Raw genomic sequence first — 26,571 nt, 5'->3', positions numbered from 1 at the left:
GGATTCTATGGATGGGGATCGTCTTCGGGGATGACCTCGATGAACATCTCCCCATCACAGACGCGACATTCATCCGGTTTCTCAAGCCCTGCGTACACGAGGTCGCAGAACTCGCACGCGAAGAACGTCCGTCGGTCGTACTCTGGCTGACTCATGGAACGGAATACACTGCCCCAGATCGTTTAGTCCTGTGCTTGGATATTCGCCTTGATATCGGACTCGATCCAAAGAAGAGGTGTGACGCCGCTCAGGGCCCGGTCGGCGGCGGGCCCCCGCGATCGAGAGGTTCGTGTTCTCGACGCGCTCGTCGATCCAGAAGCGCCCCCAGCCCGCGTCGTAGCCCTGGTCGGGATCGACGACGAGGATGAGGTCCTGGAGCGAAAGCGTCGAGAAGGCACCGCCGGCCGTACGCCCGAACCAGCCGAACGACCCGACACTCTCGTCGGCGACGACGATCTCCGCACCGTTGCCCTGGACGACGAGCTCGTGATGCTCTTGGTCGGGGTCCGTCAGCCGGGGTTCGGTCTTGATCGGGTACTCGCCCCCGGACTCGAGGATCGGATGGGTGTTCGGGTGGTCGATAATCCACTGGCCCAGGTCGTCACACTCCTCCTGCGAGAGGTTGACCGTGGGCCCGGAAGGCTCGACGGGACCGCGATCGAGGGCGGCCTGGAGGCCGTCGACGTCCTCGCGAAGCGTATCCGTATCCTTGCGAAGCGTCTCGAGTTGATCGTCGATCTGTGCGCCCGGTCGGAGGGTATCGAAGATACTCATGGCTGTAGTCGTCGGTCGGATTGAAGACAGCGGTTGCAGCCGCTATCTGTCAGAACGTCGGCCGGGATTAGCCCCTAAAAGGCCTCCCGGCAACTCCTCGCTCTGCTTTTATTACAATCAGTGACTGTCTTTCATTTGTCGACCCCACCGTTGGTCGACACACCACCACCGTTCCCACCACTGATCTGGTATGACCCTGCCGCCATCCCTGTTTCTGATCCAGGGAGCGGCATTCACTCTTCCCCCTTTCCGCGACTCACATGACCAGAACCTACGAGCTTCGTCCAACAGTTGTCTGACGTAGCTTTATTACCGTTGGTAACGATAGTTTAGGTGTCGACCTCGCCGTGGGTCGGCGCCACTGTTGCACACTCGCGTCGCACAGCCGCCCCCAGAATAAGCCACTCGGGGGCGGCGTCTTCTCCCCTTGAACTCGACTGCGTCCAATCTATCCGGGCGGTAGTGCCGGGTTCGATGTGCCTTTTTGTGTATAGCAACGATCTTTGGTTGTCGGTCCGGGGAACCATCACCATGTTTGGGCCGACTACACGAGATCACCGCCCCGATCCCCCACCCTGGGCGGTGATTTTCAGACAGGTGAGCGGTATCTGGGGTTAGATCCAGGTCAGGCTGAAACGAGAACGTCGTTGTCTCCCTGTCGCGTCCGAGCCACTGGGTTGTAGCAGTTCGGGCATTGGTATAGAGTACTCCCGTACTTGTCTGTCGAGACCAGCTGTTGGCTCCGAGAGTAACCGCGTCCACAGTCAGGACAGCCAAAGATCACGGCCATGGACATCAGTACGTTCCTGGCTCTACTATAGTCCTTTCACTGAGATAAGCCGGCGGCTCAAGAATTATGCAAACCGTTTGTGACGAATAGCGCGTTACATTGAGTCTCAAACCACTCGCTTCTCGTTCGACGACGTCCGGCGATAATGTTATTACCATTGGTGTCAAAGTATGCGTGTCGGCCTATTGGGTGGCCGGCATACTGTACCCCCACCAACTCGGACCCACCGCCCCGATCCCCCACCATGGGGCGGTGATTCTCTGACGGATGTGACGAATGAGCGGTATCTGGCGTTACAGAACAAGAGCGTTCTGCCGAGAACTGCATAGGCCTGTGAAAGCAGAGCTAATATCTTGCTGAGTCCATAGTGATAAATCATGCCCGATAAGATTCCGAGGGTCTTATCGAACCCTCTCCGGCGGCGCGTCCTTCGGACCGTTGCTGACCACGCCGAGCCGATCGAGCTGGATGCACTCGGCGCAGAGACGATTATGGACGCCGAGAAGTGGGAGGACCACCAGATCGAACTGTATCACATCCACCTTCCCAAATTAGCCGATCACGGACTGATCGAGTGGGATCAAGAAGATCGGACGATCGAGAAAGGGGACCAATTCGAGGAGGCCCGTCCGCTGCTCGACTCGCTTGGCCCCGATGAGAGCAACGGATTCTCGCCGATGATGGGGATAATGCTGACCCGTGCTCTAGTATAGCGGCACACCAGCTCCTACGGATGCTGCGTATGAGCATCGCGTTACATCCAGGTCAAGATCGCTCACTCCAGTTTAGGCCTGACATGACTATGAGGTTAGGGAAGGTATATTCTAATACAAATCTTTTTGGTGATTATGAGGGGTATTGATCCTGTATTTGGTACTGTCACACCAATCAGGTATCGTGGGGTAGAGGGTGGCGGGACTGGTTTTTTCCTGAATCATAATGGACAGACCTTCATCATAACAAATCGTCATGTTGTGTATCCAGATTCTGGTGATGAAAATCCTACGGAGGCGTACGTATGGTTTAGAGATGCCACAAACCCAGGTCAAGCTCACCGCAGCACTATTCGTCTAATGAAAGATGGAAAACCAAAATGGTATGAATATCCTGAAATTCCTACTGAGATAGATCTTGCAGCGATTCCTCTTCATCCTCAACTCAGCAGTTTGGACGCGCTGGAGGATGAAGACCAAAGTCCAAATTCAGGAAGTTTAGCCTATACTTTTGACCATTTCATTCACGAGAATGTACAACCCGACCAACGTGTTTCTGTTATCGGATACCCTGCTGACTTTGTGGATAGATCCACTTGGTTCCCTGTCCGACGGAACGCGTTAATTTCCAGTCCATATGGGCACCCCTTCGAAGATAGACCCTTCTTCGTGACTGATGCGCGTATGCATCCTGGCACAAGTGGCAGCCCGGTAGTCATGGAATCAAAAAACATGATGTCGTTACGGGGAGAGGTCCCAGACAACCGTTCTAAATCCATATTTCTCCTAGGAGTTCATTCCGCGACGTTTTATGCAACGCCATTTGAGGAGGATGAAGGAGTTGAAGAAGATGAATCGGAGAAAGGAAAGGAAGACATTAAACTTGGAGTCACCGACCCCACCCTACTCGCGTCCTTCGGACGCTCGCTGAGGGTGGGGCTTGCATGGCGGACGTTGGAGGCTTTGTGGCGTCCTTCGCCCTTGTGTGCCGGTGCGGTCGGCCGGCAGCGGCAATGTAATTGGACGTGACCTCGGGTTCTATCCCCAAAGCGGGGAACGGAGAGGCTCGTGGCATCACGTTCACCGTCGTCGGTCCGTCCTTCACGGACCGGACGGAGTGATTAGCGCAATGGATGAATACGCATCACAGGCTCCGGCTCAAAGCGCTTCTCACCACGAGTGGATTTCCCGATTAAACAAGCCTCCGAGCGTCGCTGAGAACTAGATCGCCACGTTCCTTCTGGATATTCAGGTGTTGCAGTGACCACTCAGTCCGGTCCGCTGGGCACGGTGACCGGTGCCCGCCACCGCCGAGATAACCCGTCCTTGGCCGCACCGAAACGTGGCCGGGCACCCCTTGCGGGGCTGTCTGTAGCCCGTCGGTGGCTATGTGGTAACACGGATTATGGCGGCCTAAGTCTTGCGTTTTCGGTGTATGTGCCCAGCTATACGAACGCGCTCCTCCCCGCCCTACTCGCTCCCGTCGGTCGCACCTTGAAGACGGGGACTCCGCGCTACCGCCCCAGTTGACTCCTGGCGCTTAGTAGCACCACTTTTGTCGTCGGGAGCGAGAGACCGACCATGAGCGAGGAGGGTATCGACGATGGCGGCATCGAGGGGGGAGGTGACGACGACGACGGCGAGAGCTACCGCCAGAGCCGCCTGGTCACCGACAGCGAGGGCGGCTTCGACACAGACCGGGCCCGCGCTCGGTCCCTGCCCGTCGAAGACGGCGAACTCGTCGATACCGACGACCTGGCCGACCACCAGCGATACGTCGAGGGCCGCGGGATCTACGACGAGCGCAACGCCGTCAACGACCTCACCGGCCGGGAGTGGAAGTACGCGACGAAGTCCGTACTCGCGGAAGGGTATCCTCCGGACCTCCAGCACGACCTGCGGAGCGAACACGGCGGCCAGAAACCGCCCCGCCTCTGTGCGGAGCTGATCGGCCGGTTCTCGAAAGCCGACGACCTCGTCCTCGATCCCTTCGCCGGCGTCGGGGGCACCTTGCTGGGCGCGAGCCTCTGTGAACACGAGGGAAGCGGCCTCCGGGAGGCGATCGGGTTCGAGCGCGTCGAGCGCTGGATCGAGCTCTACGGGGAAGTTCTAGAGCGCGAGAACGCCGACCGTCGCGCCCGCGGGGAGCCGCCGCTGGCCGACCAGGAGCTACGTCACGGCGACTGCCTCGAGCTCGTCGCGGAGGTCGACCGGGAGGTAGACCTCCTGCTCACGGACGTCCCCTACTGGGACATGGACGAGCGCGAGCAGACCCGGAACGAACGCGAGACCCGCGAGAGCAAGCTGGGTGCGTTCGCCGCCGAGGGAGGTCCGGAGGAGGGGTCCGCAACGACGAAAGAAGAGTGGCTCGAGACGATGGCCGACGCCTTCGCGGCCTTCGAGGACGTCCTCGCGCCGGGCGCCCACGCGGTCGTCTTCATCGGGGACATGTACCGGGGGAGTTCCTACGAGTTCCTCTCGGCGGAGCTCGCCGAAGCGATCGACGGCGGGACGGACCTGTCGCTCGCGGCGGATCTGATCTGGTACGACCCCTCGAAGGACCTCCACGTCTACGGCTATCCCCACGCGTTCGTCCCCTCGATGGTCCACCAACACGTCCTCGTCTTCCGGGCCGGCTGACCGCGTCGCAGTCGGCGACCCGTCTCTCGGGCGCCCGAAGGCGCGTGACGGCCGTCAGCGCCCCGTCTGACGCACTTTTATGATCTCCCCGGCCCGACCTCTTGGCGGGCGCGCACCGTACTTCTCTCCCATCCTTCCCTGCGCGCCTTCCCTTACCCCGCGAGCAGCGCCGCCCGGACGTCGCCGACGCGGTCGGTCTCGGCGATGACCGCGACCTCGTCGCCGGCGTCGAGTTCGGTCCCCGGAAGCGGGATCGTCAGCGGCTCGTGGGCCCGCCCGTGGGCGTAGATCCGGGCGCTCTCGGGGAGGTCGAGTTCGCTCATCCGCCGGCCGACCGCCGGCGAGCCGTCGTCGATCTCGATCACCGTCAACTGGAGGTTCGCCGCGAGGTCGGCGACGACGTTGAAATCGCCGCCGAGCATCGCGGTCTTGGCGCCCGCAGCACCGAGGCGTTCGGGGTAGATGACCTCGTCTACGTCCCGGGCGTACTGCTCGTAGATGTCCTCGCGGTAGTCCTCGTCGATCCGGAGGACTGTCCGACAGCCGTGGTGGGTCCCGACCATGCAGGCCGCGAAGTTGACGTTCAGGTCGGGGGTGAACGCGCCGATCCCGTCGGCCGTCTCGATCCCCGCCGCGAGCAGGGTGTCCTCGTCGTCCCCCCCGCCTTGGACGGTCGCGAAGCCGTCGCCCTCCGCGCGCTCGATCCGGCCGTGGTCATTGTCGACGACGACGACCCCATGGCCCTCCCCCTCTAAGATGCGTGCCGTCCGCGATCCGACCCGCCCGTAGCCCACGATAACGAACTCCATGCCAACGGCTACGAGGTGGGGGGTGAAATACGTTGGTCCCCGCGAGGGGACTACTCGTTGCGAACGTCGATCAGGCCGTCAGCGCCCGCGCGGACCTCGCCGACGGTCGCGCCGGCCAGCGCGCCGACGGCGCCGCCGGTGCTCGCGGCCGATCGGCCGAACAGCCCGCCGACGGCGGCGCCCGCCGCCGCGCCGATGGCTGCGTAACGTGCTCGGGTCAACGCACGGTCGAGTCGGAGTCTGGCTTCCATACCTCCCCATCGCCGCTCGGACGGATAAACGTGGCTTTCGGGATCGACACTGTCACCTTTCCCGACGTCTTACTCGTCCCCGATGGGCGTCATCGACCGGATCGAAGAAGAGTACGTCGACGTGTCGACGAGCCGCCGGAGCCTGTGGGAGGTACTCGAGCTCGTCGCCGGCGCGGTCGTCCTCGTCGTCGTCGGCGGAGCGCTCGCGGGCTACCTGCTCGGCCGAGGAGCGGGGATCGCGGTCGGGGGCCTCCTCGCGGCGATCCTCGCCGTCACGGTCGTCTCCCAGGCCTACTGGGCGGCGACCGGGCGGGCGGACTACCGGGAGTAGCGGATCAGCCGTCGTCGTCGATCTCGATCGGTCCGACCATGGTCGTCGGGTGGACGATACAGACGTACTCGGCCATCTCCGCCGTGGCCTCGATCGTGAGCGTCTGCGTCTCGCCTTCTTCCTCGACGATCTCGGTGCTGTAGTCGTCGACGATCTCCCCGTCGCCGTCGTGGATCTCGATGTTGTGGGGCTGGCCGTCGGCGTTCTCCCAGACGAGGTCGTACTCGACTCCCTCGGTCAAGACGAGCGCCGGGTTCGTCTCCCCCTCGATCGCCGCGGGCTCGACACCCTCCCAGCCGGCGGTGAAGCCGTCGAGGACGATCTCGTCTCCCTCGGTCCACTCGCCGGTTGCGGCGCCGTCCCCGGTGCCGTCGTCCCCGTCTGCACCGTCTTCTCCCCCCTCACTGGCTCCCTCTTCGTCTTCATTGCCACCTTCCTCACCACCTTCACCGCCACCGTCGGTCTCTTGCTGTTCCGTTTCGTCTTCGCTCTCCCCGTCCTCCTCGGTCGGCGTCTCCCGCTCCTCGTCCGCTCCCGGCTCTTCGTCGTCTCCCGGCTCCTCCCCCTCCTCGGGACCGGCCCCGTCACCATCGTCTCCACTCTCGGGGGCTCCACAGCCGGCGAGGACGGCGGCGCCCGACCCCGCGATCAGCCGGAGTGCGTTCCGTCGCGATCGGCGTGTCGGTCGAGTCATTGATCCTCGAGTCGATTGCCCGTTGACGGCGTTCGATCTCCCGTTCCCGAACACGGTTCGGGGGCTCTCGCCCCCTTCTCGGGGAATCAGAACCCGTCGTCTCCGTCGTCGGTCTCGTTTTCGGTTTCGTTGGCCGTCTCGTTCCCGGTCTCGCTGCTGCCGATGGTCTCGTTGCCGGTGTCGTTCCCGACCGTCTCGTTGTCGGTTCCGTCAGTCGTCTCGTTTTCGGTTTCGTTGACAGTCTCGTTCGCGGTCTCGTTACCGATCTCCTCCGTCTCGTTGGCCGTTTCCTCCTCGTCGTCCGTTTCCTCGGCCTGGGGCGTGATCGGGTTCTCTGGGGCGCCGATCTCCTCGCCCTCGTCGGCGGGGACGATCCGGAACACCTCGCCGGTCTCGCCGTCGCTGTAGCGGGCAGTCGTCAGGACGTAGAGCTCGCCGTCGTTGTCCTGTCCAAAGGTGAGCACGAATCGGCTGAGTTCCTCGCCGGGCGCGTTCGCGACCGAGAGTCGGTTGATGTCCCAGAGTTCGTCCTCGGTGCGGCCCGCGATCGGCTCGTACTCCTCGACGGGCGAGTGAAACAGGTTCCCCGAAGGGGCCCCGAAGGAGTCGCTCCAGTCGCCGAAGACGTAGGTGCCCTGGAGTTCGGGGATCGTGTCGTTCTCGTAGACGTAGCCGCCGGTGATCGAGATCCCGATCGTCTCGTCGCCGACCTGGTGGGGGTACTGGATGACCGGATCGATCAGGGGCTCGCCGCCGCGGACGTCCGCCGGCGTCTCCGTGGGACACTCCTCGGAGGGGTCGTTCGGCGACTCGGTGCTGAAACACTCGATGCCCTCCCGAACGTTCCAGCCGTAGTTGCCGCCCGACTCGACGACATCGACCTCCTCGAAGAGGTTCTGGCCGACGTCGGCGACGAACAGCCGTCCGTCGCCGTCGAACGACGCCCGCCAGGGGTTGCGAAGCCCCCAGGCGAAGTACTCGTCCAGCCCCTCGTCGCTGCCGACGAAGGGGTTGTCCTCGGGGATCGCGTAAGGTTCGCCGTCGTCGCCCTCGCTATCGACGTCGATCCGGTGGATCCCGCCCAGGAGGTTCTCGGTCGTGTCCTGGCCGTTCCCGCCCGCGTTCTCCGCATACCAGTCCTCGACGTGGCCGAACTCGTCGTCGTTGGCGCCGCCGCCGTCGCCGAGCGCCCAGTAGAGGTAGCCGTCTGGCCCGAAGAGGACGGGACCGCCGTTGTGATTGAACTGGGGCTCGGGCACCTCCAGCAGCGTCCGCTCGGAGTCCGGATCGGCGCAGTTGAAGTTCCCGGTCGCCTCGAACTCGGCGAGGACCGCGGTGTGGTTGTACCCTTCCTCTCCGTCGCCTTCCCCGCCGTCGTCGCCCTCCTCGGTCGTCCCATTGTCGGTTTCGTTATCGACCGTCTCGTTGTCGTCGTCCTCCTCAAGGAGGTCATCGCCGGCGTCGATTCCCGTCCCATCACGGAGCGGCGCACTGTAGTAGACGAACAGGCGCCGGTTGTCCCGGTACTCCGGATGGAACGCCATCCCCAGCAGTCCCCGCTCGTCGAACCCGCCGCCCGTCGCGGCGCCGACGTCAACCATCCGGTCCGAGAGATCGAGGAAGAGCTCGCTGGTCCCGTCCTCGACGACGTAGATCTGGCCCGGTTGATCCAGGACGTAGTAGCGGTCGTCCTCGCCGGGCGCGACCTCGAAGCCGACCGGCGAGACGAACCCCTCGGCGACGCGCTCGAGCCCGACCGTCGGCCCCTCGCCGATGATCTCCGTCGCGTCCTCCGCGACGTCCTCCCCGTCCGTCTCGTTGGTTTCGTTGGTTTCGTTGGTTTCGTTCGCGGCCCCATTGTTGGCGTCGTCCTCGCCGATCTCGATCGAACCGCGCATCGTCGTCGGATGGACCGAGCAGTAGTACTCGGCCATCTCCGGCGTGGCCTCGAACTCAAGGCTCAACGTCTCGCCCTCTGCGTCCATGATCTCGGTCCCGACGATCTCCTCGCCCGCATCGTCGAGGATCACGAGGTCGTGGGGGAGGCCGTCGACGTTCTCCCACGTGATCGTATACGTCTCCCCGGAGGAAAGCGAGAGCGTCGGGTTCGTCTCGCCCGCGATGTCCTCGGGCGACCGGCCCTCCCAGCCGGCGGTGAGACCGCCGAGTTCGATCTCGCCTCCTTCGAGCTCCTGGGCGGTCCCGGTGGCGGCCAGTCCCGCGGCGATCCCGGTGCCGGCGGTCGCCTTCAGGAAGGTCCGGCGCGACGGTCGGCCGATCGACGGCGGCGTGCGGTGGTTCGCTGTCATGTCTCCGATCCGTCCTCGTCGCTGGGCGGCATAACTCGTGGTCGCCGTTTCGGGCGGTAACGGGACTTTGGGGCTCGAGACGGTCGGATACGACCGATTACTCGAGGGCCGTCCTCGGGGTGCCCCGACGACCGCCGCGCTCCGGCCCGACGCGGCTCGCCGGTCTCAGCGATCCTATCGAATTTGAATACAAAGATGAATTCGAATAGTTCTGCCCAGTTTCATCGAAGAAACCGCGCTCGAGGGGCGCCGGCCTCGAAGGGTCGGGTCGTCTCTCGACCGGTGACGGTCCGCGCCGGATCGAACCGTTCCGGAACCCCGAATGCTTTCGATTTCGAACCCGAATTCAGACTCGGGACGCGCACCCTTCGACGGTCGATTCCCACGATCCGGGTCCCGAACGGCGTTCGAGCATGTTGTTCGGAGGAGGTTGGCGTAGTACATCAGTAAGTATATACTAATTCAATAAAGTCATATTTCTGATAACCGGTCGCTGTCGGCGTGGCGTGTTCGCCGGTCGAGCGGTCGCGTTCCTTGCGGACCAGAACGGGCCGACGGGTATCTGGCCGGTCGTCGGGCCGCTTGCCCACACGCGAGGGATACCGGACGGGCGGACAGGCCGAACCACTACCTCAGGGAAAACGACTATCCCGACGGGTGTTGAACGCCCGCCATGGACACCGATCTCTCCGATCGCGTCGCGCTCGTGACCGGCGCCGGACGCGGCAACGGACGGGCGATCGCGCGCTCGCTGGCCGACCACGGCGCCAGCGTCGCGGTCAACGATCTCGAGGACGGATCCGCCGAGGAGACGGTCGAACTGATCTCCGAGACGGGCGGCACCGCCGCGGCGTTCGTCGCCGACGTGAGCGAGGCCGACGCCGTCTATTCGATGGTCGAGGACGTCCGCGAGGAGTTGGGACCGGTCGATATCCTCGTCAACAACGCCGGGATCGGGGCGGCAGGGCCGTTCCTCGAGAACGACGACACCTCGCTGTTCGGGGAGAACCTCGACGTCCATCTCTGGGGGTCGATCAACTGCATCGACGCCGTCGCCGACGAGATGGCCGAGGCGGGCTACGGCAAGATCGTGAACGTGACGTCGATCCACACGAAAAACGCCGTCGGGATGTCCCCCGAGTACGACGTCGGGAAGTACAGCCTGCTCGGACTGACGAAGTCACTGGCCCTCGAGCTGGGCCGGGAGGGCGTCCGGGTCAACGCCGTCGCGCCGGGCTGGGTGAACACGCGGATGACCGACGACTTCACCGAGGAGACCCACGAACAGATCCGGGAACTGAATCCCCTCAATCGGTACGCCGAACCCGAGGAGATCGCCGACGCGGTCACGTTCCTCTCCTCGCCGGCCAGCGACTACGTCAACGGCCACGAGCTCCGCGTCGACGGCGGCCAGGTCCCGATCGACAGCTGGAAGCACGACAACCGGTAGCCGGCACCGGGAGTGTCGACCGCTTCCGGCCGGGAGGGCGCCGGTAGCGGGTTCCTCGAGACCACTGTTATACCGACGACGAGCGACGGGTCTTCCCCCGCCGGGCCACCGGTGGGACCCCTTCCGAGGTGATCCGCGTCCGTGGTCGCCCGACGTGCCGGAAGTCGTTTCTCAATGAGGGACGGAACGACGAACGCGAGCGATATTACAGCCGTATGGGCGTCACGTAGCCGTCGGTCACGTCGGAGAGACGCCGACGGATCCGGGAAAGCCGTCGGTATCGGGGTGTTTCTCAATGAGATACGAGCCGATAGATCACCGATTCAGGAGGTCGATCTCGATCGACTTGCCGGTCGAGACCAGCAGCGGAACGACGTCCTCCTCGAGGCGCCGCGAGTCGACGCCGAACTCGGGGCCGGCGACCTCGATCGCGGCGATCGCGCGGTCCTCGCCGTCCCGGATCGGGACGGCGACCCGGCGGAGGCGTTCGTCGACACGCTGTTGGCCCGTGCCGTGGCGCGTTCCCTCGAGCATCCCCGCGCTGTACTCCAGGCGGTTCGTCGTCTTCCGGTCGACGACGACCCGGTTGTCCCGGGCTCGCTCCAGTTCGGTCCGGAGGCTCCGGCGATCGACCTCGGCGCCGGCCGCCTCGAGGATCCCCTCGACGCGGTCGTCGGGCAGGTACGAGAGGATGGCCTTGCCGCCGGTCGAGAGGTGGACCGGGAGCCGGTGGCCCGGCTCGATCCCGCCGGGGCCGCCCTCGCCCGTCGTCTGGAGGTAGACGGCGTCACCCGCCTCGCAGACGAGCAGCGACACCGTCTCGCCGATCCGTTCGGCGAGGGTCTCGATGCGCGGGCGGGCGATCTCGTTGATCTCGTACCGCGAGAGGACCCGCTGTCCGAACCGAAAGAATCGAAGCGACGTCGCGTACTGCCCGTCCTCGTTCGTCACGAACCCGAGGTGGCGGAGCGTGTCGAGGTACTTGTAGACCGAGCTCTTTCCGATCCCCGTCCGGCCGGCGAGTTCGGTGACGCCGATCGGCCCCTCCCGTTCGACGGCCTCGAGCAGTTCGAAGGTCTTCACGATCGACTTGACGTGGTGTGGTTCCGCGTCCTCGTCGGAGGGTGGCTCCGGGAACCCCCTCCCCTCGCGGTCGGGCCGACTGGCGGGGCCGCTCGCGCCGGACGATCGCTCCTCGCCGGCGATGTCGGCGGGTTCGAAGAGCGTCTCTAGGGGTGTCCGGGCGTACCTGATCTCGGTCTTGCCGTGGGCTGCGTACGTCGAGGTACACTGGAAGAGATGGTCGCCGACGGGAACGAGTGGCGTCGTCCAGGCGACCGACCGATGGCCGGTCTCGAGTTCGTCGGCGAACGAGAGCGGGGCCCGAACGGGTGTCCAGGGCCCCTCGCCCGAGAGGTCGTCGGTCGCGAGCAGGACCCCCCCGCTCCCTTCGACGGCGTTCCGGTGGCGGTTCCGGAGGGTCTTTCCCGCGGCGACCAGCCGGCCGCCGGCGCCGTCGGGCACCCACGTCACGTACGGCCCCTCGTTGAGCTGGAGCCCGTCGTCGGTTCTGACCGGGGCACCGAGGTCGTCGGGTTCGCCCCAATCGCGTCCGTTAGGCGAGGTCTTCAGGAAGACGCCGCCGCCGTGGGTCGGGCCGTCGACGTGGAACGCGAGGACGTACCCTCCGGTCGGCAGCCGTTCGACGACCGGCCGTCCGGGCCGGGACTCGCCGTCGTCGATCGCCGCGTCGATGGACTGAGGGCCCCAGCTCCGGCCGCCGTCCTCGCTGACGCGATGGCCGACGAGCTGGTCGTAGCCCTTCCCCGAGTGGCGCTCGTCCGAGAAGTAACAGACGAGGTTTCCGTCGGCGTCGACCCCCAGTTCGGGGTCCCAGACCGGCGACTCCCCGCGACCCGGCACGGCCCGCCCGCCGGCAGCGACCGTACTGACGTAGGTCCAGCTCCGGCCGCCGTCCTCGCTCGCGTAGAGATCGATACTCGTCTCCGAGCGGTCGGCCGGAATCGCGTTGCCCGCCGCGAGGACGGTTCCGGTCTCCCAGGCCTCCAGGCGCTCGGGAACTTCGAACAGCACCGGCTGGTATCGAAGCCCCCAACCGTGCTGGGTGTCGCGGAGCTCTGCGAACTCGTTCCAGGTCCGGCCGCCGTCGGTGCTCCGGTAGATCGGGAAGAACGGCTCCTCGGTCCCGTCGCTCCCGGTCGTCTCGTAGCACTCGAAGGTGGCAAGGAGCGTCTCCGGGTCGAGGCCGAGCCGGACGACCGTCGGGTACATCGCGCCGGGGACCGGCGCCCACTCCGGCGGGCCGTACAACACCTCGCCCTCGCGGTCGGGACGGTCGCCAGCGTCCGTCCCCTCGCTCATCGCCCTCCCGTCCGGGGCCGATCGGTCGAGTACCTCGGGGACCGCCGTCGGGCGTCCCGGTTCGTGCGTGCGTGGGCCATGGCCTCGGTTCGAGGCCGACGGCCTTATCCTTGCGGCTCGCCCGCCGGAACCCGACCATTTATGATCGGTGTGGGGAAACGGTAGTCCACATGTCGGACGCAGAGTTCACGGTGCATACCGACGCGACGATCGGACGGATCGACCCCGAGACCCACGGCCACTTCTCGGAGCACCTCGGGCGGTGTATCTACGAGGGGATCTGGGAGGCCGACGAGGCCGACGGCGAGGGCGTCCGCGAGGACGTCAAGGAACTGCTCGCCGACCTCGAGATCCCCGTCCTCCGGTGGCCCGGGGGCTGTTTCGCCGACGACTACCACTGGGAGGACGGCGTCGGACCCAAAGACGAGCGCCCGCGCCGGCGCAACCTCTTCTGGGCGCAGGGTCCCGAGGAGCTTCCCGAAGAATCGAACGCCTTCGGCACCGACGAGTTCCTCCAGTTCTGCGAGGACGTCGGCACCGAACCCTATCTGGCGGCGAACGTCGGCTCGGGCGATCCCCAGGAAGCGGCGAACTGGGTCGAGTACTGCAACTACGACGGCGACACCGAACTCGCCGACCGCCGGCGCGAGAACGGCCACGACGACCCCTACGAGGTGAAGTACTGGGGCCTGGGCAACGAGAACTGGGGCTGTGGCGGCCGGATGAGTCCCGAGCAGTACGCCCGCGAGTACCGCCGCTTTGCGACCTACGTCGGCACCCAGTCGGGGCTCATGTTGGATCACGACCTCGAGCTCATCGCGTGTGGGTTCGAGGACCACGAGTGGAACCGTCGGTTCTTGGAGGAGGTCTCGAAGTCCGCGTGGGGTGCGGACTTCCCGCTCGATCACCTCACCTTCCATCACTACTACGGGCGGACGATGAGCGTCGCCGAAGCCGACGAGGACGATTTCGACTCGTTCCTCGCGGGCGCCCTCGAGATGGACGACCACATCACCCGGATCGCGGGCGCGATCAACGCGGTCGCGACGACGCGGGACATCGGCGTGATCATCGACGAGTGGGGCGCCTGGCACACGGAAGCCATCTCCGAGAACGGCCTCGAACAGCCCGGCACCGCACTCGACGCCCTGTCGGCGGCGGTGGTCCTCGACGTGTTCAACGATCACAGCGACGTCGTGACAATGACGAACATTGCCCAGACGATCAACGTCCTCCAGTGTCTCGTCGAGACCGACGCCGAGGAGGCGTGGGCCCGCCCGACCTACCACGTCTTCGACGCCTACGCCCCCCACAAGGGCAACGAGGGTGTCCGTACGACCGTCGACACCCCCTCGCGCGAACTCGAGGACGACGAGGAACTCCCGCTGGTCGGCGGGTCGGCCTCGACCGGCGACGACGACACGTTCGTCACCCTCACCAACCGCGACTGCCGGGAGGACCACACGGTGACGGTCTCTCTCGAGGGAACCGATCCCGAAGCCGTCGACGGCCAACTCCTCTTCGGCGACCAGGACCCCAAGGCGGAGGTCAGCAAGGACAACGCCGCCGAGTTCGAACCCGCGGATCTCGACGCCGACCTCAACGGAGGTACCGTAACGGTCGAGCTGCCGGCAGCGTCGGTCGCGACGCTCTCGCTGTCGTAATCCCATCGTTTCCGTTTCGTGTTCACGCCCGCCAGCGATCGCTGTGTCGGAGGCGGCGTTTCCGTGTGAGAAGAACCGGAGAACGGACGGACCGATCAGGCGTGAAGTTCGGAGACGTCGAAGCGAGGTTTGCACGTTTGGCCGGCGACGAACGCCTCGAAGGCGTCGTCGGCCTCCAGAAGCGAGAAGCGGTCGTCGACGAAGCTGTCGGTGTCGACGGTGCCCGAATCGATCATGCGAAGCGAGCGCTCGAAGTCCTCGTACATCGAGGCGTACGAACATTGGAGGTCGATCTCTCCCCGCACGAGCGGTGAGTAGGGCATGGTAGTCTCGCCGGTCTGGCCGACGAGGACGATCTGGCCACCCTTGCGGACCTCGTCGACGGCCATCGTCAGCCCCGAGGGATGACCCGTCGTGTCGAAGACGACGTCGTAGCCGACGCCGTCGGTGCGCTCCTCGCGAATCGCGTCGAGGTCTGCCTCCTCGACGTTGATCGTGTCGAAGCCCAACTCCTCTGCGAGGGGAAGCCGATAGTCGGCGTCCTGGCCGACGCCGGCGACGGCGACGTCGCCGCCCTGTGCGCGGGCGATCTGGGCGGTGAGCTGGCCGATCGGTCCGGGGCCGGCGACGAGCACGCGGTCGCCGGGACTCGTCCGGGAGTTCTGGATGACCGCACGGGCACCGATACTCGTGGGCTCGACGATGGCGGCGTCCGCGAGCGCGAGGCCGTCGGGGATCGGATGGAGCGCGCCTTCGGGAACGGCGACGAACTGGGTGTACGCGCCGTGGTGATCGACGCCGGTGATGGTCGAGTTCCGACAGACGTTCTCCTCGCCGATCCGACACTGGTAACACTCCCCACAGCCCCGGATCGGGCGTTCGACGACGCGGTCGCCGACCTCGTACTCGGCCACGTCGGTGCCGGTTTCGACGATCGTTCCCGCGTACTCGTGGCCGATGATCGTCGGCAGTTCCATCCGTTCGAAGGCCGATTCGAACTCGTAGATGCCGGCGTCGCTGCCACAGAGGCCGGCGTAGGCGACCTCGACGAGCGCCTCGCCCGGTCCGGGCTCGGGACGGTCGACGTCGATCAGTTCCATCGCGCCCTCGGTGCGGTCGGTCTTGGCGAGTCCGCGCATGTGCTCCGGTCCGTACGCGAGGGTTATAGCTTCGGTGGATCCCCCATCGTCGTGACCCGCGGAGGACCCGAACGTTCTTTTCGACCCCGATGAATGCCCGCGTATGGAGGACTATACTCACACGCCGGTGTCGGTCGCGGGAAAGCGAATCGTGGTCGTCGGCGGCACGAGCGGGCTCGGACGGGCGATGTCGGTCGGCTTCGCTGCGGATGGCGCCGACGTGATCGCCTCAAGCCGGGGCGCGGACGCAGTCGAGGAGACCGCCGACCTCATCGAGGACCACGGCGCCGACACCGCACGCGTGACCTGTGACGTCACCGACGGCGACTCCCTAGAGGCTCTCCGGGAGGTCGTCGAGGACGAACTCGGCGGGGTCGACGCCGTCGTCGCCTCCCAGGGGGCGATCAGCCGGAAATCGCTTCTGGATATCGAGGACGACGACTGGGAGTTCGTCACGAGCGTCGCCCTCGACGGCGTCCGGCGGGTGACCCAGACGTTCGCGCCCGCGATGGAGGAAGGGGCCATCATCAACATCTCGTCGCTGACCGCGCGGCTCGCGATGGCCGACCTCCCGGCCTACACCGCGGCGAAAGGCGGCGTCGAGGCGCTGACCCGCGCGTCGGCGAAGGAACTCGCGCCCGAGATCCGGGTGAACGCGATCGCGCCCGGCTTCTTCATCACGCCCCAGAACGAGGACACGTACGCCGAGGGAACCGAGAAACGGCGGACGATCGACGAGCGGACGCCGCTGGGCCGGGTCGGCGACCGCGAGGAGCTGGTCGGGGCGGCGATGTACCTCGCCAGCGACGCCGCCTCGTTCGTCACGGGAGAGGTGCTGACCGTCGATGGCGGGTTCGCCGACAGCGCGCTCTGAGCCGGCGCGAATCCTGTGACGTGTTCGCGTGGGACGTGTTCCATCGCAACGTATATACGTTCATGTTTAATTGGTGTGCTCGTATGCCACCGGACGAGATCGGGGAGCGGATCGGGCTTCCCCCAGACACGACCGATCGCTGCCGGGTGAGCCGCCGCGGACTCCTTCAGGCCGGCGGCGCCGCCGGCCTCGCCGGCCTCGCCGGCTGTACGGGGTACGTCGGCAGCGCCCAGGAGGGAATCGAGTACTGGACGCTGTTCGGCGGCGGCGACGGCGCAACCATGGAGTCGATGGTGGACGGGATAAACGAAAGCGGCGAGTACGACCTCCAGGTCAACCGCCAGCGGGTCCCGTGGGACGAACACTACAGCCGGCTCTACACCTCGATGGTCGGCGGCAATCCCCCCGACGTCGCGGTGATGCACTCCCGAATGATGATGGTGTATCAGGACAGTCTCGTCCCCGTGACCGACGAAATCGGGACCGACCCCTACCTCGAGGAGCTCGCCCAGGGCGGGGTCGTCGACGGCGAACAGCTCGCCGTCCCCCTCGATACGCACCCGTTCGGACTCTACTACAACAAGGAGATCTTCGAGGAGGTCGGGCTCGATCCGGAGGAGCCGCCGAACACGCCCGAACGCTTCGCCGAGGCCGCACGCACCATCGCCGAGAACACCGACTACTGGGCCTTTGACTACCCGGGGGGAGTAAACGGCGCCGAGACGATGCGGATGATGGTACACGGGCTCGGCGGCCAGCTCATCACCGAGGAGTACGAGCCCGCCATCGACACCGAAAGCGGGAGGGCCGTCGTCCAGGAGATGTACGACTGGGTCCACGAACACGAGTGGGCACCCACCGATCCCGACACCGGCTGGAACGCCTGGAACCGGGGCGAGGTCGGGATGAAGATCGAGGGCACGTGGCACATCAGCGTCGTCCGCGAGGCCGGGTTCGAGTTCGGCATGGCCGAGCCGTTCGTCATGCCCGGCGCCGACGACCCCGTGACGGTCGGGGACAGCCACATGCTGATCATCCCCGAGAGCGAGGAACGCGGCCAGGAAGGACTCGAGGACGCGATCGAGTTCATCCGGCTGCTCACCCAGGAGTTCAACGCCAGGTGGGGGTACGACGCCGGCCACCTCCCGGCGAGCCAGGCGGCCATCGAGAGCGACCAACTCCGCGACTCGGACACCTGGGATAAGACCCTCGAGACGTTCTACGGGATGGTCGACTCCGGACAGTACATCCGTCCGCCCGCGACGCCGAACGTCCAGGAGTACATGGAGGCGATCTACCAGCCCTTAGACGACATGCGAACGGGCAACATCACGCCCGAGGAGGCCATCGAGACGGCCACGACGGGCGTCAGGAGGACGTTCGATCAGTAACTATGGCAGGATCAACCCAATCGAACGAGGAGTCGGGACGCATCGACCTCACCCGGTCTGCGACCCGGGAGTGGATCGCGGGAACGACGTTCGCGATCCCGTATCTGGTGACCGCGCTCCTGTTCCTGTTCGGTCCGCTCGCGATTGCACTCTACATGAGCGTCCACGACTGGAACGCCCTCGCCCCGGCCCAGTCGCAGTTCGTCGGCCTCGAGAACTACCGGACGCTGGTCGGGGACCCCGACTTCTGGACGGCGCTGCGAAACACCGTCTACTTCGTCGTGCTCACGGTGCCGCCGATCATTGTCGGCTCCCTGCTTCTGGCCCTCGGGGTCAACCGCGACGTGCGGGGCAAGTGGCTGTTGCGGACGATCTTCTTCAGCCCGTACGTGCTGACGGTCGCCGTCGTCGGCCTGCTCTGGACGGAGATCTTCAACGCCTCGGGGCTCGTCGCCTACTACATCGGCGGCGGCAACTGGCTGACCTCCTACGATCTCGCGATGCCCGCGATCGCCATCGCGACGGTCTGGTGGCAACTCGCCTTCAACTTCATCATCCTGCTGGCCGCACGCCAGAACGTCTCCGACCGGCTGTACGAGGCGGCGAAACTCGACGGCGCGAGCACCTGGCGGATGATGCGCGACATCACGATCCCGCAGATGCGAAATCCGTTAGTGTTCGTCGTGATCGTGACGTTCGTCGGCTCCTTTCAGGTGTTCGGCCAGCCCTACATCATGACCGACGGGGGCCCCTCCAGCTCGACGACGACGGTCGTCCTCTACCTGTACGAGACGGCCTTTACCAGCCGGCAGTTCGGCTACGCCGCCGCCGTCGGCTACGTCCTCTTCATGATCCTGATCGCCATCTCGGCGACCAACTACTACTTCCTCGCGGGTGATAGACGATGAGTACCGATACACGCGGCGGCCTGCTCGACGGCGTCTCGCTTACGAACACCCGGCTGCGGACGATCGCGCTGTACGTCGGTCTATACGGAACGGCCGCGCTGTTCTTGATCCCCTACTGGTACATGTTCGCGACGTCCTTTATGACTCGCGAGCTGGTCTACTCGGAAACGCCCTACCTGATCCCCTGGGAGGTGACGACCTACTGGTACCAGTACCTGATCGACAACTCCCTGATCGGGATGTGGACGGTCAACACGCTCATCCTGGCGGGGATCACGACGCTGTTCGTCATCGTCGTCGACGCGATGATCGCCTACTCGCTGACCCGCCTCGAGTGGCCCGGCCGCCGGGTCATCTTCGGGGTCATCGTGGCCAGCTTCATGGTGCCGGGGATCATCAACCTCGTCCCGGTCTACATCATCGCGAGCGAACTCGGGCTGGTCAACTCGGTGTGGGGCGTGGTGCTTCCCAGCGCCGCCAACCCGCTGGGGGTCTTCATGCTCGTCCAGTTCTTCAAGGACATCCCCGAGGAACTCGAGGAGGCAGCACGCCTCGACGGGTTCTCGCGTCTGCGGGTGTTCAGCCACATCGTCCTGCCGCTGATGCGTTCGCCGCTTGCGGCACTCGGGCTGTTCATCTTCATCTGGACGTGGAACTCCTTCGTCTGGCCGCTGCTGATCTTCCAGCGCGAGACGATGTACACGCTCCCGATCGGGCTGGTGACCCTCCAGGACAACCTCGGGGTCACCGAGCCCGGCGTCATCATGACCTCGGCGGTCATCGCGTCGGTACCGTTGCTCCTGGTCTTTCTGGTGATGCAAAAACAGCTCGTCCAGGCGGTCGAAATGCAGGGGACGACCAAATGACGGGGGCGGAACTCGACCCGATGTACGCCTCCCTCCGGCGGACGACCCGCCTGACCTGGGAGAACCTCCCCGCGGTGGTCGCGATCAGCGTCGGCTGGTTCCTCGCGGTCCTCCCGGTCGTCACGATCGGCCCGGCGACGGTCGGCGCCTACCGCGCCGTCCTATCGCTTCGCGAGAACGGCCGCGTCGACCGGTCGACGGTCCTCGCGACCGTCCGGAGCCAGTTCGTCCACGCGACGCTGCTGGGACTCGTCCCGGTCGTGTTGGTCGCGCTCGCGGCGAACTACGCGCTCGCCTACCTCGCGAGCGGGACGGTCGCGGCGGGCCTGCTCGCGCTCGGCTGTGGCTACGTCGGGCTCTACGCCTGGCTCGTCTCGATCCCGACGCTGCTCGGACTGGCCGAAGGAAAGTCGCCGACCGTCGCCGTCCGGGAGGGCTACCTCTGGACGGCCCGGCACGCGGTCGGCGCGGCCGCACTCGGCACCGTAACCGTCGCGCTGTTCGCGTTCACGTCGGTCCTGATGGTCGCCGTGGCCCTGCTGTTCGCGGGCGTTGCCGGCGCGCTCCACGTCGAGTTCGTCGCGACGGTCTCCGGGACCGACTCCCTCGAGGGAGGTGTCCGACAGTGACCGGCGATCGGACGAGCGGCCACGCATGGACTCCCCGAACGCGGGCGAACCAGCGCCAGTGCAGGCGGAATCAGACGGAGACACGACAATGAGCAACAGTACCAACGAGACGGCGTCCGTAACGTTCGAGAACGTCCGGAAGGTCTACAGCGACGACTTCGTCGCGATCGACGGCTTCGACGCCTACATCGAGGACGGCGAGTTAATCACCATCGTCGGCCCCTCGGGATCGGGGAAGTCGACGCTGTTGCGGATGGTCGCCGGCCTCGAGTCGATCACCGGCGGCGACATCCGGATCGGCGATCGGAGCATCAAGGGGGTCGAACCCCAGGACCGGGGGATCGCGATGGTGTTCCAGAACTACGCGCTCTACCCCCACATGAGCGTCCGGAAGAACATGTCCTACGGCCTGAAGCTGACGACCGACATGTCCGACGACGAGATCGACCGGAGCGTCGAGGAGACCGCTGAGATGATGGGGATCGGCGACCAGTTAGACAGCAAGCCGAGCGAGCTCTCGGGGGGCCAACAACAGCGCGTCGCGACCGGGCGGGCGATCGTCCGGGACCCGAAGATCTTCCTGATGGACGAACCCCTCTCGAACCTCGACGCGAAGCTCAAGGTCCACATGCGCACGGAGCTCCAACGGCTCCAGGAGGAGTTGGGGACGACGACGATCTACGTCACCCACGACCAACACGAGGCGCTGACGATGAGCGACCGGATCGTCGTGCTGAACGCGGGCGAACTCCAGCAGTTCGCGACCCCCGAGGAGATCTACGACAACCCGGCAAACCGGTTCGTCGCCGACTTCATCGGGAGCCCCTCGATGAACTTCTTCGACGTCAGTCTCGAGGGCTCCCGGCTCGTCGGCGACGGCTTCACTTACGGGCTCCCGGCCTCGATCGCGGAGACGGCTCGCGGGGCCGACGACCTCGAACTCGGGATCCGTCCCGAGGACATCACCCTCGGGGGCGGCGAGAACGCGATCGCCGCGACCGTCGACGTCGTCGAGGTCGCGGGCAGCGACAACTTCGTCTACCTCGACATCGAGGGTCAGGAGTGTTGTGTCAGGGTGAGCGGCGCGATCAAGCCGTCGGTCGGCGACCGGGTCGAGATCACGTTCGCCCCCGACGACATCCACCTCTTCGACCGCCGGACCGGCGAGAACCTGCTGGTCGAGCGCGAACGCGAACGCGAGGCTGCCCCACGGACCGAGGAAGCCACCTGATCCGCCCCACCTGAACCGGGCGTTCGTCGCGAAGAGCTTTAGGCCCGCGGACGGTTTCTCCGACGATGGCAGACGCTTCCGGACCGACGGTGCCGGCGCTCCCGGCCGTGACGATCGACGATCCGTTCTGGACCCCCCGTCTCGAGACCAATCGCGAGCGGACCATCAGTACCAGTACGACCAGCTCGTAGAGACGGGTTGTCTCGAGAACTTCCGGCGGGCGGCCGCCGGCGAAGCGGGCGGGTTCGAGGGATGTGGTTCGCCGACTCGGACCTCTACAAGTGGATCGAAGCCGCGAGCTACGTCCTGGCGAGCGAGGACGACCCCGACCTAGCGCGACGGGTCGAGGACTGTGTCGGGCTGGTCGCCGACGCCCAGGACGACGACGGCTACCTGAACACCTACTTCGCCCTGGAAGTCCCTGACAAGCGGTGGACCAACCTCAACACGATGCACGAGCTCTACTGTGCGGGCCACCTGATCGAGGCTGCGGTCGCCCACCACCGCGCGACGGGCTCCCGGGAGTTCCTGGCGGTCGCGATACGGCTCGCCGACCACGTCGATTCGACGTTCGGCGACGAGGTCGAGGGGCCGCCTGGCCACGAGGGAATCGAACTCGCGCTCGTCTCCCTTGCCCGGGTCACGGGCGAGCAGCGGTACGTCGACCTCTCTGAGTACTTCGTCGAGCAACGAGGCCGCGGGCGGTTCGAGGAGGAGTTCGAGACCATCGAGGAGATCGCGGGCTACGAGGCGGGGATCGCGACCGACGCGCGGGACGTGTTCTACGAGGACGGCGCCTACGACGGCAGCTACGCCCAGGCCCACGCCCCGTTCCTAGACCAGGTGGCCGTCGAGGGCCACGCGGTCCGCGCGACGTACTTCCTCACGGAGGTCGCCGACGTGGTCGCAGAAACCGGGAACGAGGAGTATCTCGCCCATCTCGAGGCACTCTGGGAGAACATGGCCCACAAACGCACCTACGTCACGGGCGGGATCGGCTCCAGCCGGGAGGGTGAGCGCTTTACCGACGACTACGACCTGCCGAACGACACGGCCTACGCCGAGACCTGTGCGGCGATCGGGAGCGTCTTCTGGAACCACCGACTGTTCGAACTGACGGGCGAGGCGAAGTATCAGGATCTGATCGAGCGGACGCTGTACAACGCCGTCCTCGCGGGGATCTCGCTCGACGGCACCGAGTTCTTCTACGACAACCGCCTCGAGAGCGCGGGTGACCACCACCGCGAGGGGTGGTTCGAGTGTGCCTGCTGTCCGCCGAACCTCGCGCGGCTGTTTGGCTCCCTCGAGGACTACCTCTACGCGACCGCCGACCGGACGGTGTACGTCAACCAGTTCGTCGGCAGCGAACTCGAGACCGACATCGGGGGACGCGACGTGACCGTGACTCAGCGAACGAACTACCCCTGGGAGGACGAGGTGACCCTGGCGGTGGAGACGGCCGAACCGACCGCCTTCACCCTCGCCGTCCGGGTCCCCGGCTGGTGTCGGGAGGTCGAGGTCGCGGTCGACGGCGAGCCCGTGGGAGTCGAGGGGACGGGCTACGCCGAGATCGACCGGGAGTGGTCCGGAGAGACCGTCGAAATCGTCTTCGATCAGCCCGTTCGCCGGCTTGAGGCCCACCCCGCGGTCGAAGCGGACGCCGGCCGGGTCGCGCTCGCCCGCGGGCCGCTGGTCTACTGTCTCGAGGGCGCGGACCACGACCGGCCGCTCTCGCAGTACGTCCTCGACGGAGAGACGACGTTCGACCCCGACTACCGGCCCGACCTCCTCGGCGGCGTCGTGGCCGTCGAGGCCGACGCGAGCGTGCCGGAGATGGGGGGATGGGAGGGCGAACTCTACCGCGAGGCGCCGACCGAGCGGGTCCGGAAGCCGATCACCGCGGTCCCCTACTACGCGTGGGACGAGCGCGAACCCGGCGAGATGGCCGTCTGGCTCCGGACGACGAGTCCGCGCACCGGGGAGTGAACACTTAACCGTCCCGGGCCGGAGGATGTCGTATGCGAGAGGACGGTGATCCCCGACGGTCGCGATCGCTCGACGGGGAGTGGCTGTTCGACGTCGACCCCGACGCAGTCGGGATGTCCGCGGGATGGGGAACCGAGCCCGCGATCTGGGTGACCGAGGCCAATCCCGTGGACGTTCCCCACGTCTGGCAGGAGACAGACGACCTGCGGGGGTACGCGGGGACCGCGTGGTACCACCGTTCGTTCGACCTCGAGGAGGGCGCCCTCGACTCCCGTCGGGCGTTCCTCGAGTTCGGCGCGGTCGACTACTGGGCGACGGTCTGGGTCGACGGCGAGCGGGTCGGCGACCACCGCGGCGGCTACCTCCCCTTCGAGTTCGAGGTGACCGAGGTGCTTGGAGCCGGCGAGAACACCGTCACCGTCGCCGTCCACGACCCCGAGGACCTACGCGAGATCCCCCACGGGAACCAGGGCGAGCCGTGGTACACCCGCGTCAGCGGGATCTGGCAGTCGGTCTCGCTCTCGCTCCGTCCCGAGAGCCACGTCGTCGACGCCCGGGTCACGCCCGACCTCGAGAGCGACACGGCGACCGTCTCCCTCGACATCGATCCCGGAGGACGCGACGGGGAGGACCTTCGGGCGATCGTCCGGGCGACCCGGGGGGGATCGGTCGCGGCCCTGGCGAGCGCCGGCGCGGAGGGGAGCGTGACGCTCGAGTTCGACGACCCCGACTACTGGTCGCCCGACGCGCCCGCGCTCTACGACCTCGAGGTCACGCTGCGGGCCGGGAGAGCGGTCGTCGACCGCTACGCCGACACGTTCGGGATGCGGGCGCTCGAGCGCGACGGTGCGGGCGTACTCCTCCTCAACGGCGAGCCGATCCGGCTTCGAGGGGTCGTCGACCGGGGCTACTACCCGGAGACGCTCTACCGGCCGCCGGCGGGGTGGAGTGCAGAGCGCGAGGTCGAGCGGATCCGGGACCTCGGCTTCAATCTCGTCCGGACACAGGGAAAGCCGGGCCGTCCCGATTTTCTGGAGGCCGCAGACCGTCAGGGGCTGCTCGTCTGGGCCGAACCCGCGGGCCCGACGCGGTACACCGACCGGTCGCGGGAGGCCACGGAAGAAGAGCTGTTCGGGCTGATCGGCCGGGACTACAACCGCCCCAGCGTCGTGCTCTGGGGAGTCTACGACGAGGAGCGAGGGATCGGCCACGACCCCGCCGAGGAGCCTCTCTGGACCGACGAGGCAAAGCAGGCGGCCCTCGCCTCGACCGTCGAGGCCGTCCGGGAGCGTGACCCGACGCGGCTGGTCTGCGATAACTCCGGATGGGCCCACGTCGACACCGACCTCAACGACTACCATCGCTACGTCGCGAGCCCCGACCGGGCGACCGAGTGGAGCGGGGCCTTAGAACATCTGCTCCACCACCGCGGGGACAACTACGCGACCCGCCGGTGGGCCGAGCCCGACGCCCCGGTCGTGATCTCGGAGTTCGGGTGCTGGGCCCTGCCCGACGTCGAGGCGCTCGCAGAGCACTACGGCCGGGAGCCGCCCTGGTTCGCCGGTGAGTTCCCCGCCGAAGCGAGGAAACGACCCAGCGACGTCGAGGCCTGCTTCGAGCGGACCGGCCTCGAAAGCGTCTTCGGCTCGCTCGACGCGCTGCGGAAGGCCTGGGAGCGCCGTGCGCTCGACTCGCTTTCACACGCCATCGGCGAGTTCCGCCAGCGCGAGGACGTCTCGGGGTACGTCCTGACCCAGCTTACCGACGTCGAGTGGGAGGCAAACGGGCTCCTCGACTACCGCCGGGAGCCAAAGGGGTTCACCGACCGCCTCGCCGCGATCAACCGCGAGGTCGCCCTCGTGGCGACCGTCGACTCCCACGTCGCCTGGGGCGGGAGGAGCCGCCGACTCGAGCTCGCGCTCGTCAACGACACGGACAGCGAGGTCGCCCGCGAGTTCGAGTGGCGGTTCGGCGAAGCCGAAGGAACCTGTCGGCTGACGGCACCCGCCCACTCGGTCGCCGAGAGCGATCCGATCGCCCTCCCGGTTCCCGCTCTCGAGGAGCCCCGGACCGAGCCGGTCGTCGTCGAGGACGGAGCGGGCGGGGACCTCGCCTGCGAGGAGCCGATCACGGTCGTCCCCTCGTCGCTTCCGGTCCCCCGGGAGCCTGTCGTCTACGCCGAGGGGGGGCTCGCGGCCGCGCTCTCGCGGGCAGGGGTTTCGGTCACCCACCGGCTCGAGGGGGCCGACGTCGCGTTCACGAGCGACGCCGGCGAGGTGAGGGAGTTCGTCGAACGCGGCGGGGCCGCCATCCAAATCCCCCAGGACGACGGTGGAATGGCCGACAGCGACTGCTTCGAGTTCCGGGAGCTGGCCCGGACGGATGGCCGGGCCAGCACGGCCTCCTTTTTCTACCAGGACTCGCCGCTGCTCGACGGGCTCTCTCCGGAGGCCCGTCTGGGCTGGGAGTTCGAGGACGCGTACCCCTACGCGGTCGTCTCGGAGCCGGACCCCGACGAGGACGTTGTCCACGCGGGCCACGTCCGGGGGTGGCTGGCCGACTGGGGCGGGTCGCTGGTCGAACGGCCGGTCGGCGACGGCCGGCTCATCGCCTGTACGTTCCGCGGCGAGGTCGGCACCCACCCGGTCGTGACGGCGCTTACCCTCGGACTGATTTCCCACCTCGCCGGGGCTGACTGATCGGGACCTTCTTTGGGGACCCCGTACAACCGACGGTCGTT

22 protein-coding genes are annotated in these 26,571 nt (G+C 66.3%); 15 read left to right on the top strand and 7 right to left on the bottom strand.

The window, feature by feature from the left end:
• Window positions 1-81 precede the first annotated feature (81 nt).
• Window positions 82-774: a hypothetical protein gene (locus LCF40_RS08525; RefSeq protein ID WP_224828134.1), complete on the bottom strand. Its 693-nt coding sequence runs from the start codon at window positions 772-774 to the stop codon at window positions 82-84.
• Between the two features lie 1,167 nt (window positions 775-1,941).
• Between LCF40_RS08525 and LCF40_RS08520 the strand changes: the two genes are divergently transcribed.
• From LCF40_RS08520 to LCF40_RS08510, 3 genes are all read left to right on the top strand, one after another.
• On the top strand, window positions 1,942-2,277 hold the full coding sequence (locus LCF40_RS08520; protein WP_224828133.1) for a DUF7344 domain-containing protein: 336 nt from the start codon (window positions 1,942-1,944) through the stop codon (window positions 2,275-2,277).
• 135 nt (window positions 2,278-2,412) lie between these two features.
• Window positions 2,413-3,306, top strand: coding sequence for a S1 family peptidase (locus tag LCF40_RS08515; protein WP_224828132.1), 894 nt, complete (start codon window positions 2,413-2,415; stop codon window positions 3,304-3,306).
• Window positions 3,307-3,858: 552 nt separating this feature from the next.
• Window positions 3,859-4,917, top strand: coding sequence for a DNA methyltransferase (locus LCF40_RS08510; protein ID WP_224828131.1), 1,059 nt, complete (start codon window positions 3,859-3,861; stop codon window positions 4,915-4,917).
• 152 nt (window positions 4,918-5,069) lie between these two features.
• Here the strand turns inward: LCF40_RS08510 and LCF40_RS08505 are convergent, their stop codons facing one another.
• Complete coding sequence (locus LCF40_RS08505) at window positions 5,070-5,726, bottom strand: potassium channel family protein (protein WP_114576605.1); 657 nt, start codon at window positions 5,724-5,726, stop codon at window positions 5,070-5,072.
• Between the two features lie 50 nt (window positions 5,727-5,776).
• The gene (locus LCF40_RS08500) at window positions 5,777-5,977 is read right to left on the bottom strand and encodes a hypothetical protein (RefSeq protein ID WP_114576606.1); all 201 of its coding nucleotides are present in this window, start codon (window positions 5,975-5,977) and stop codon (window positions 5,777-5,779) included.
• A gap of 82 nt (window positions 5,978-6,059) precedes the next feature.
• Between LCF40_RS08500 and LCF40_RS08495 the strand changes: the two genes are divergently transcribed.
• Window positions 6,060-6,308: a hypothetical protein gene (locus LCF40_RS08495; protein WP_224828130.1), complete on the top strand. Its 249-nt coding sequence runs from the start codon at window positions 6,060-6,062 to the stop codon at window positions 6,306-6,308.
• Window positions 6,309-6,312: 4 nt separating this feature from the next.
• Here the strand turns inward: LCF40_RS08495 and LCF40_RS08490 are convergent, their stop codons facing one another.
• Entirely contained in the window at window positions 6,313-7,002 is a 690-nt protein-coding gene (locus LCF40_RS08490) for a cupredoxin domain-containing protein (protein WP_224828129.1), read from the bottom strand.
• Between the two features lie 86 nt (window positions 7,003-7,088).
• A complete protein-coding gene (locus LCF40_RS08485; protein WP_224828128.1) occupies window positions 7,089-9,311 on the bottom strand; it encodes a PQQ-dependent sugar dehydrogenase in 2,223 nt (740 codons plus the stop codon).
• A gap of 673 nt (window positions 9,312-9,984) precedes the next feature.
• Between LCF40_RS08485 and LCF40_RS08480 the strand changes: the two genes are divergently transcribed.
• Window positions 9,985-10,761, top strand: coding sequence for an SDR family NAD(P)-dependent oxidoreductase (locus tag LCF40_RS08480; protein WP_224828127.1), 777 nt, complete (start codon window positions 9,985-9,987; stop codon window positions 10,759-10,761).
• 315 nt (window positions 10,762-11,076) lie between these two features.
• On the opposite strand, the gene LCF40_RS08475 is transcribed toward LCF40_RS08480, so the two are convergent.
• Window positions 11,077-13,143, bottom strand: a complete 2,067-nt coding sequence (locus tag LCF40_RS08475; RefSeq protein WP_224828126.1) for an IclR family transcriptional regulator domain-containing protein — start codon at window positions 13,141-13,143, stop codon at window positions 11,077-11,079.
• Between the two features lie 170 nt (window positions 13,144-13,313).
• Between LCF40_RS08475 and LCF40_RS08470 the strand changes: the two genes are divergently transcribed.
• A complete protein-coding gene (locus tag LCF40_RS08470; protein ID WP_224828125.1) occupies window positions 13,314-14,807 on the top strand; it encodes an alpha-N-arabinofuranosidase in 1,494 nt (497 codons plus the stop codon).
• A 95-nt stretch (window positions 14,808-14,902) separates the two neighbouring features.
• On the opposite strand, the gene LCF40_RS08465 is transcribed toward LCF40_RS08470, so the two are convergent.
• On the bottom strand, window positions 14,903-15,946 hold the full coding sequence (locus LCF40_RS08465) for a zinc-dependent alcohol dehydrogenase (RefSeq protein ID WP_224828124.1): 1,044 nt from the start codon (window positions 15,944-15,946) through the stop codon (window positions 14,903-14,905).
• 103 nt (window positions 15,947-16,049) lie between these two features.
• Here LCF40_RS08465 and LCF40_RS08460 point away from each other — a divergent pair, with 103 nt between their 5' ends.
• The 9 genes from LCF40_RS08460 (at window position 16,050) to LCF40_RS08425 (ending at window position 26,530) form a co-directional block, all read left to right on the top strand.
• On the top strand, window positions 16,050-16,820 hold the full coding sequence (locus tag LCF40_RS08460; protein WP_224828123.1) for an SDR family NAD(P)-dependent oxidoreductase: 771 nt from the start codon (window positions 16,050-16,052) through the stop codon (window positions 16,818-16,820).
• Window positions 16,821-16,903: 83 nt separating this feature from the next.
• The gene (locus LCF40_RS08455) at window positions 16,904-18,211 is read left to right on the top strand and encodes an extracellular solute-binding protein (RefSeq protein ID WP_224828122.1); all 1,308 of its coding nucleotides are present in this window, start codon (window positions 16,904-16,906) and stop codon (window positions 18,209-18,211) included.
• A 2-nt stretch (window positions 18,212-18,213) separates the two neighbouring features.
• The gene (locus LCF40_RS08450) at window positions 18,214-19,119 is read left to right on the top strand and encodes a carbohydrate ABC transporter permease (RefSeq protein ID WP_114576617.1); all 906 of its coding nucleotides are present in this window, start codon (window positions 18,214-18,216) and stop codon (window positions 19,117-19,119) included.
• A complete protein-coding gene (locus LCF40_RS08445; RefSeq protein WP_224828121.1) occupies window positions 19,116-19,985 on the top strand; it encodes a carbohydrate ABC transporter permease in 870 nt (289 codons plus the stop codon). The genes LCF40_RS08450 and LCF40_RS08445 overlap by 4 nt, the downstream gene beginning before the upstream one ends.
• The gene (locus LCF40_RS08440) at window positions 19,982-20,614 is read left to right on the top strand and encodes a hypothetical protein (RefSeq protein ID WP_224828120.1); all 633 of its coding nucleotides are present in this window, start codon (window positions 19,982-19,984) and stop codon (window positions 20,612-20,614) included. Before LCF40_RS08445 ends, LCF40_RS08440 begins: the two co-directional genes overlap by 4 nt.
• 88 nt (window positions 20,615-20,702) lie before the next feature.
• The gene (locus LCF40_RS08435) at window positions 20,703-21,845 is read left to right on the top strand and encodes an ABC transporter ATP-binding protein (RefSeq protein ID WP_224828119.1); all 1,143 of its coding nucleotides are present in this window, start codon (window positions 20,703-20,705) and stop codon (window positions 21,843-21,845) included.
• 65 nt (window positions 21,846-21,910) lie between these two features.
• Complete coding sequence (locus tag LCF40_RS23150) at window positions 21,911-22,036, top strand: hypothetical protein (protein ID WP_263623635.1); 126 nt, start codon at window positions 21,911-21,913, stop codon at window positions 22,034-22,036.
• Between the two features lie 61 nt (window positions 22,037-22,097).
• A complete protein-coding gene (locus LCF40_RS08430; RefSeq protein WP_224828118.1) occupies window positions 22,098-23,831 on the top strand; it encodes a glycoside hydrolase family 127 protein in 1,734 nt (577 codons plus the stop codon).
• 32 nt (window positions 23,832-23,863) lie between these two features.
• Window positions 23,864-26,530, top strand: a complete 2,667-nt coding sequence (locus LCF40_RS08425) for a sugar-binding domain-containing protein (protein WP_224828117.1) — start codon at window positions 23,864-23,866, stop codon at window positions 26,528-26,530.
• Window positions 26,531-26,571: the final 41 nt, after the last annotated feature.

Source organism: Saliphagus infecundisoli, assembly GCF_020177375.1.
Taxonomy (GTDB): Archaea; Halobacteriota; Halobacteria; order Halobacteriales; family Natrialbaceae; genus Saliphagus; species Saliphagus infecundisoli.
The sequence above is the reverse complement of the archived record's forward strand: the minus strand, read 5'-3'. Positions and strand labels throughout refer to the sequence as shown.

Excerpts from the sequence above, each read along its gene's own strand:
- LCF40_RS08460 (WP_224828123.1), top strand. The coding sequence starts at position 16,050 with ATGGAGGACTATACTCACACGCCGGTGTCGGTCGCGGGAAAGCGAATC.
- LCF40_RS08445 (WP_224828121.1), top strand. The coding sequence starts at position 19,116 with ATGAGTACCGATACACGCGGCGGCCTGCTCGACGGCGTCTCGCTTACG.
- LCF40_RS08525 (WP_224828134.1), bottom strand. The coding sequence starts at position 774 with ATGAGTATCTTCGATACCCTCCGACCGGGCGCACAGATCGACGATCAA.
- LCF40_RS08515 (WP_224828132.1), top strand. The coding sequence starts at position 2,413 with ATGAGGGGTATTGATCCTGTATTTGGTACTGTCACACCAATCAGGTAT.
- LCF40_RS08500 (WP_114576606.1), bottom strand. The coding sequence starts at position 5,977 with ATGGAAGCCAGACTCCGACTCGACCGTGCGTTGACCCGAGCACGTTAC.
- LCF40_RS08480 (WP_224828127.1), top strand. The coding sequence starts at position 9,985 with ATGGACACCGATCTCTCCGATCGCGTCGCGCTCGTGACCGGCGCCGGA.
- LCF40_RS08425 (WP_224828117.1), top strand. The coding sequence starts at position 23,864 with ATGCGAGAGGACGGTGATCCCCGACGGTCGCGATCGCTCGACGGGGAG.
- LCF40_RS08440 (WP_224828120.1), top strand. The coding sequence starts at position 19,982 with ATGACGGGGGCGGAACTCGACCCGATGTACGCCTCCCTCCGGCGGACG.
- LCF40_RS08475 (WP_224828126.1), bottom strand. The coding sequence starts at position 13,143 with ATGAGCGAGGGGACGGACGCTGGCGACCGTCCCGACCGCGAGGGCGAG.
- LCF40_RS08520 (WP_224828133.1), top strand. The coding sequence starts at position 1,942 with ATGCCCGATAAGATTCCGAGGGTCTTATCGAACCCTCTCCGGCGGCGC.
- LCF40_RS08435 (WP_224828119.1), top strand. The coding sequence starts at position 20,703 with ATGAGCAACAGTACCAACGAGACGGCGTCCGTAACGTTCGAGAACGTC.
- LCF40_RS08505 (WP_114576605.1), bottom strand. The coding sequence starts at position 5,726 with ATGGAGTTCGTTATCGTGGGCTACGGGCGGGTCGGATCGCGGACGGCA.
- LCF40_RS08470 (WP_224828125.1), top strand. The coding sequence starts at position 13,314 with ATGTCGGACGCAGAGTTCACGGTGCATACCGACGCGACGATCGGACGG.
- LCF40_RS08485 (WP_224828128.1), bottom strand. The coding sequence starts at position 9,311 with ATGACAGCGAACCACCGCACGCCGCCGTCGATCGGCCGACCGTCGCGC.
- LCF40_RS08510 (WP_224828131.1), top strand. The coding sequence starts at position 3,859 with ATGAGCGAGGAGGGTATCGACGATGGCGGCATCGAGGGGGGAGGTGAC.
- LCF40_RS08490 (WP_224828129.1), bottom strand. The coding sequence starts at position 7,002 with ATGACTCGACCGACACGCCGATCGCGACGGAACGCACTCCGGCTGATC.
- LCF40_RS08430 (WP_224828118.1), top strand. The coding sequence starts at position 22,098 with ATGTGGTTCGCCGACTCGGACCTCTACAAGTGGATCGAAGCCGCGAGC.
- LCF40_RS08465 (WP_224828124.1), bottom strand. The coding sequence starts at position 15,946 with ATGCGCGGACTCGCCAAGACCGACCGCACCGAGGGCGCGATGGAACTG.
- LCF40_RS08450 (WP_114576617.1), top strand. The coding sequence starts at position 18,214 with ATGGCAGGATCAACCCAATCGAACGAGGAGTCGGGACGCATCGACCTC.
- LCF40_RS23150 (WP_263623635.1), top strand. The coding sequence starts at position 21,911 with ATGGCAGACGCTTCCGGACCGACGGTGCCGGCGCTCCCGGCCGTGACG.
- LCF40_RS08455 (WP_224828122.1), top strand. The coding sequence starts at position 16,904 with ATGCCACCGGACGAGATCGGGGAGCGGATCGGGCTTCCCCCAGACACG.
- LCF40_RS08495 (WP_224828130.1), top strand. The coding sequence starts at position 6,060 with ATGGGCGTCATCGACCGGATCGAAGAAGAGTACGTCGACGTGTCGACG.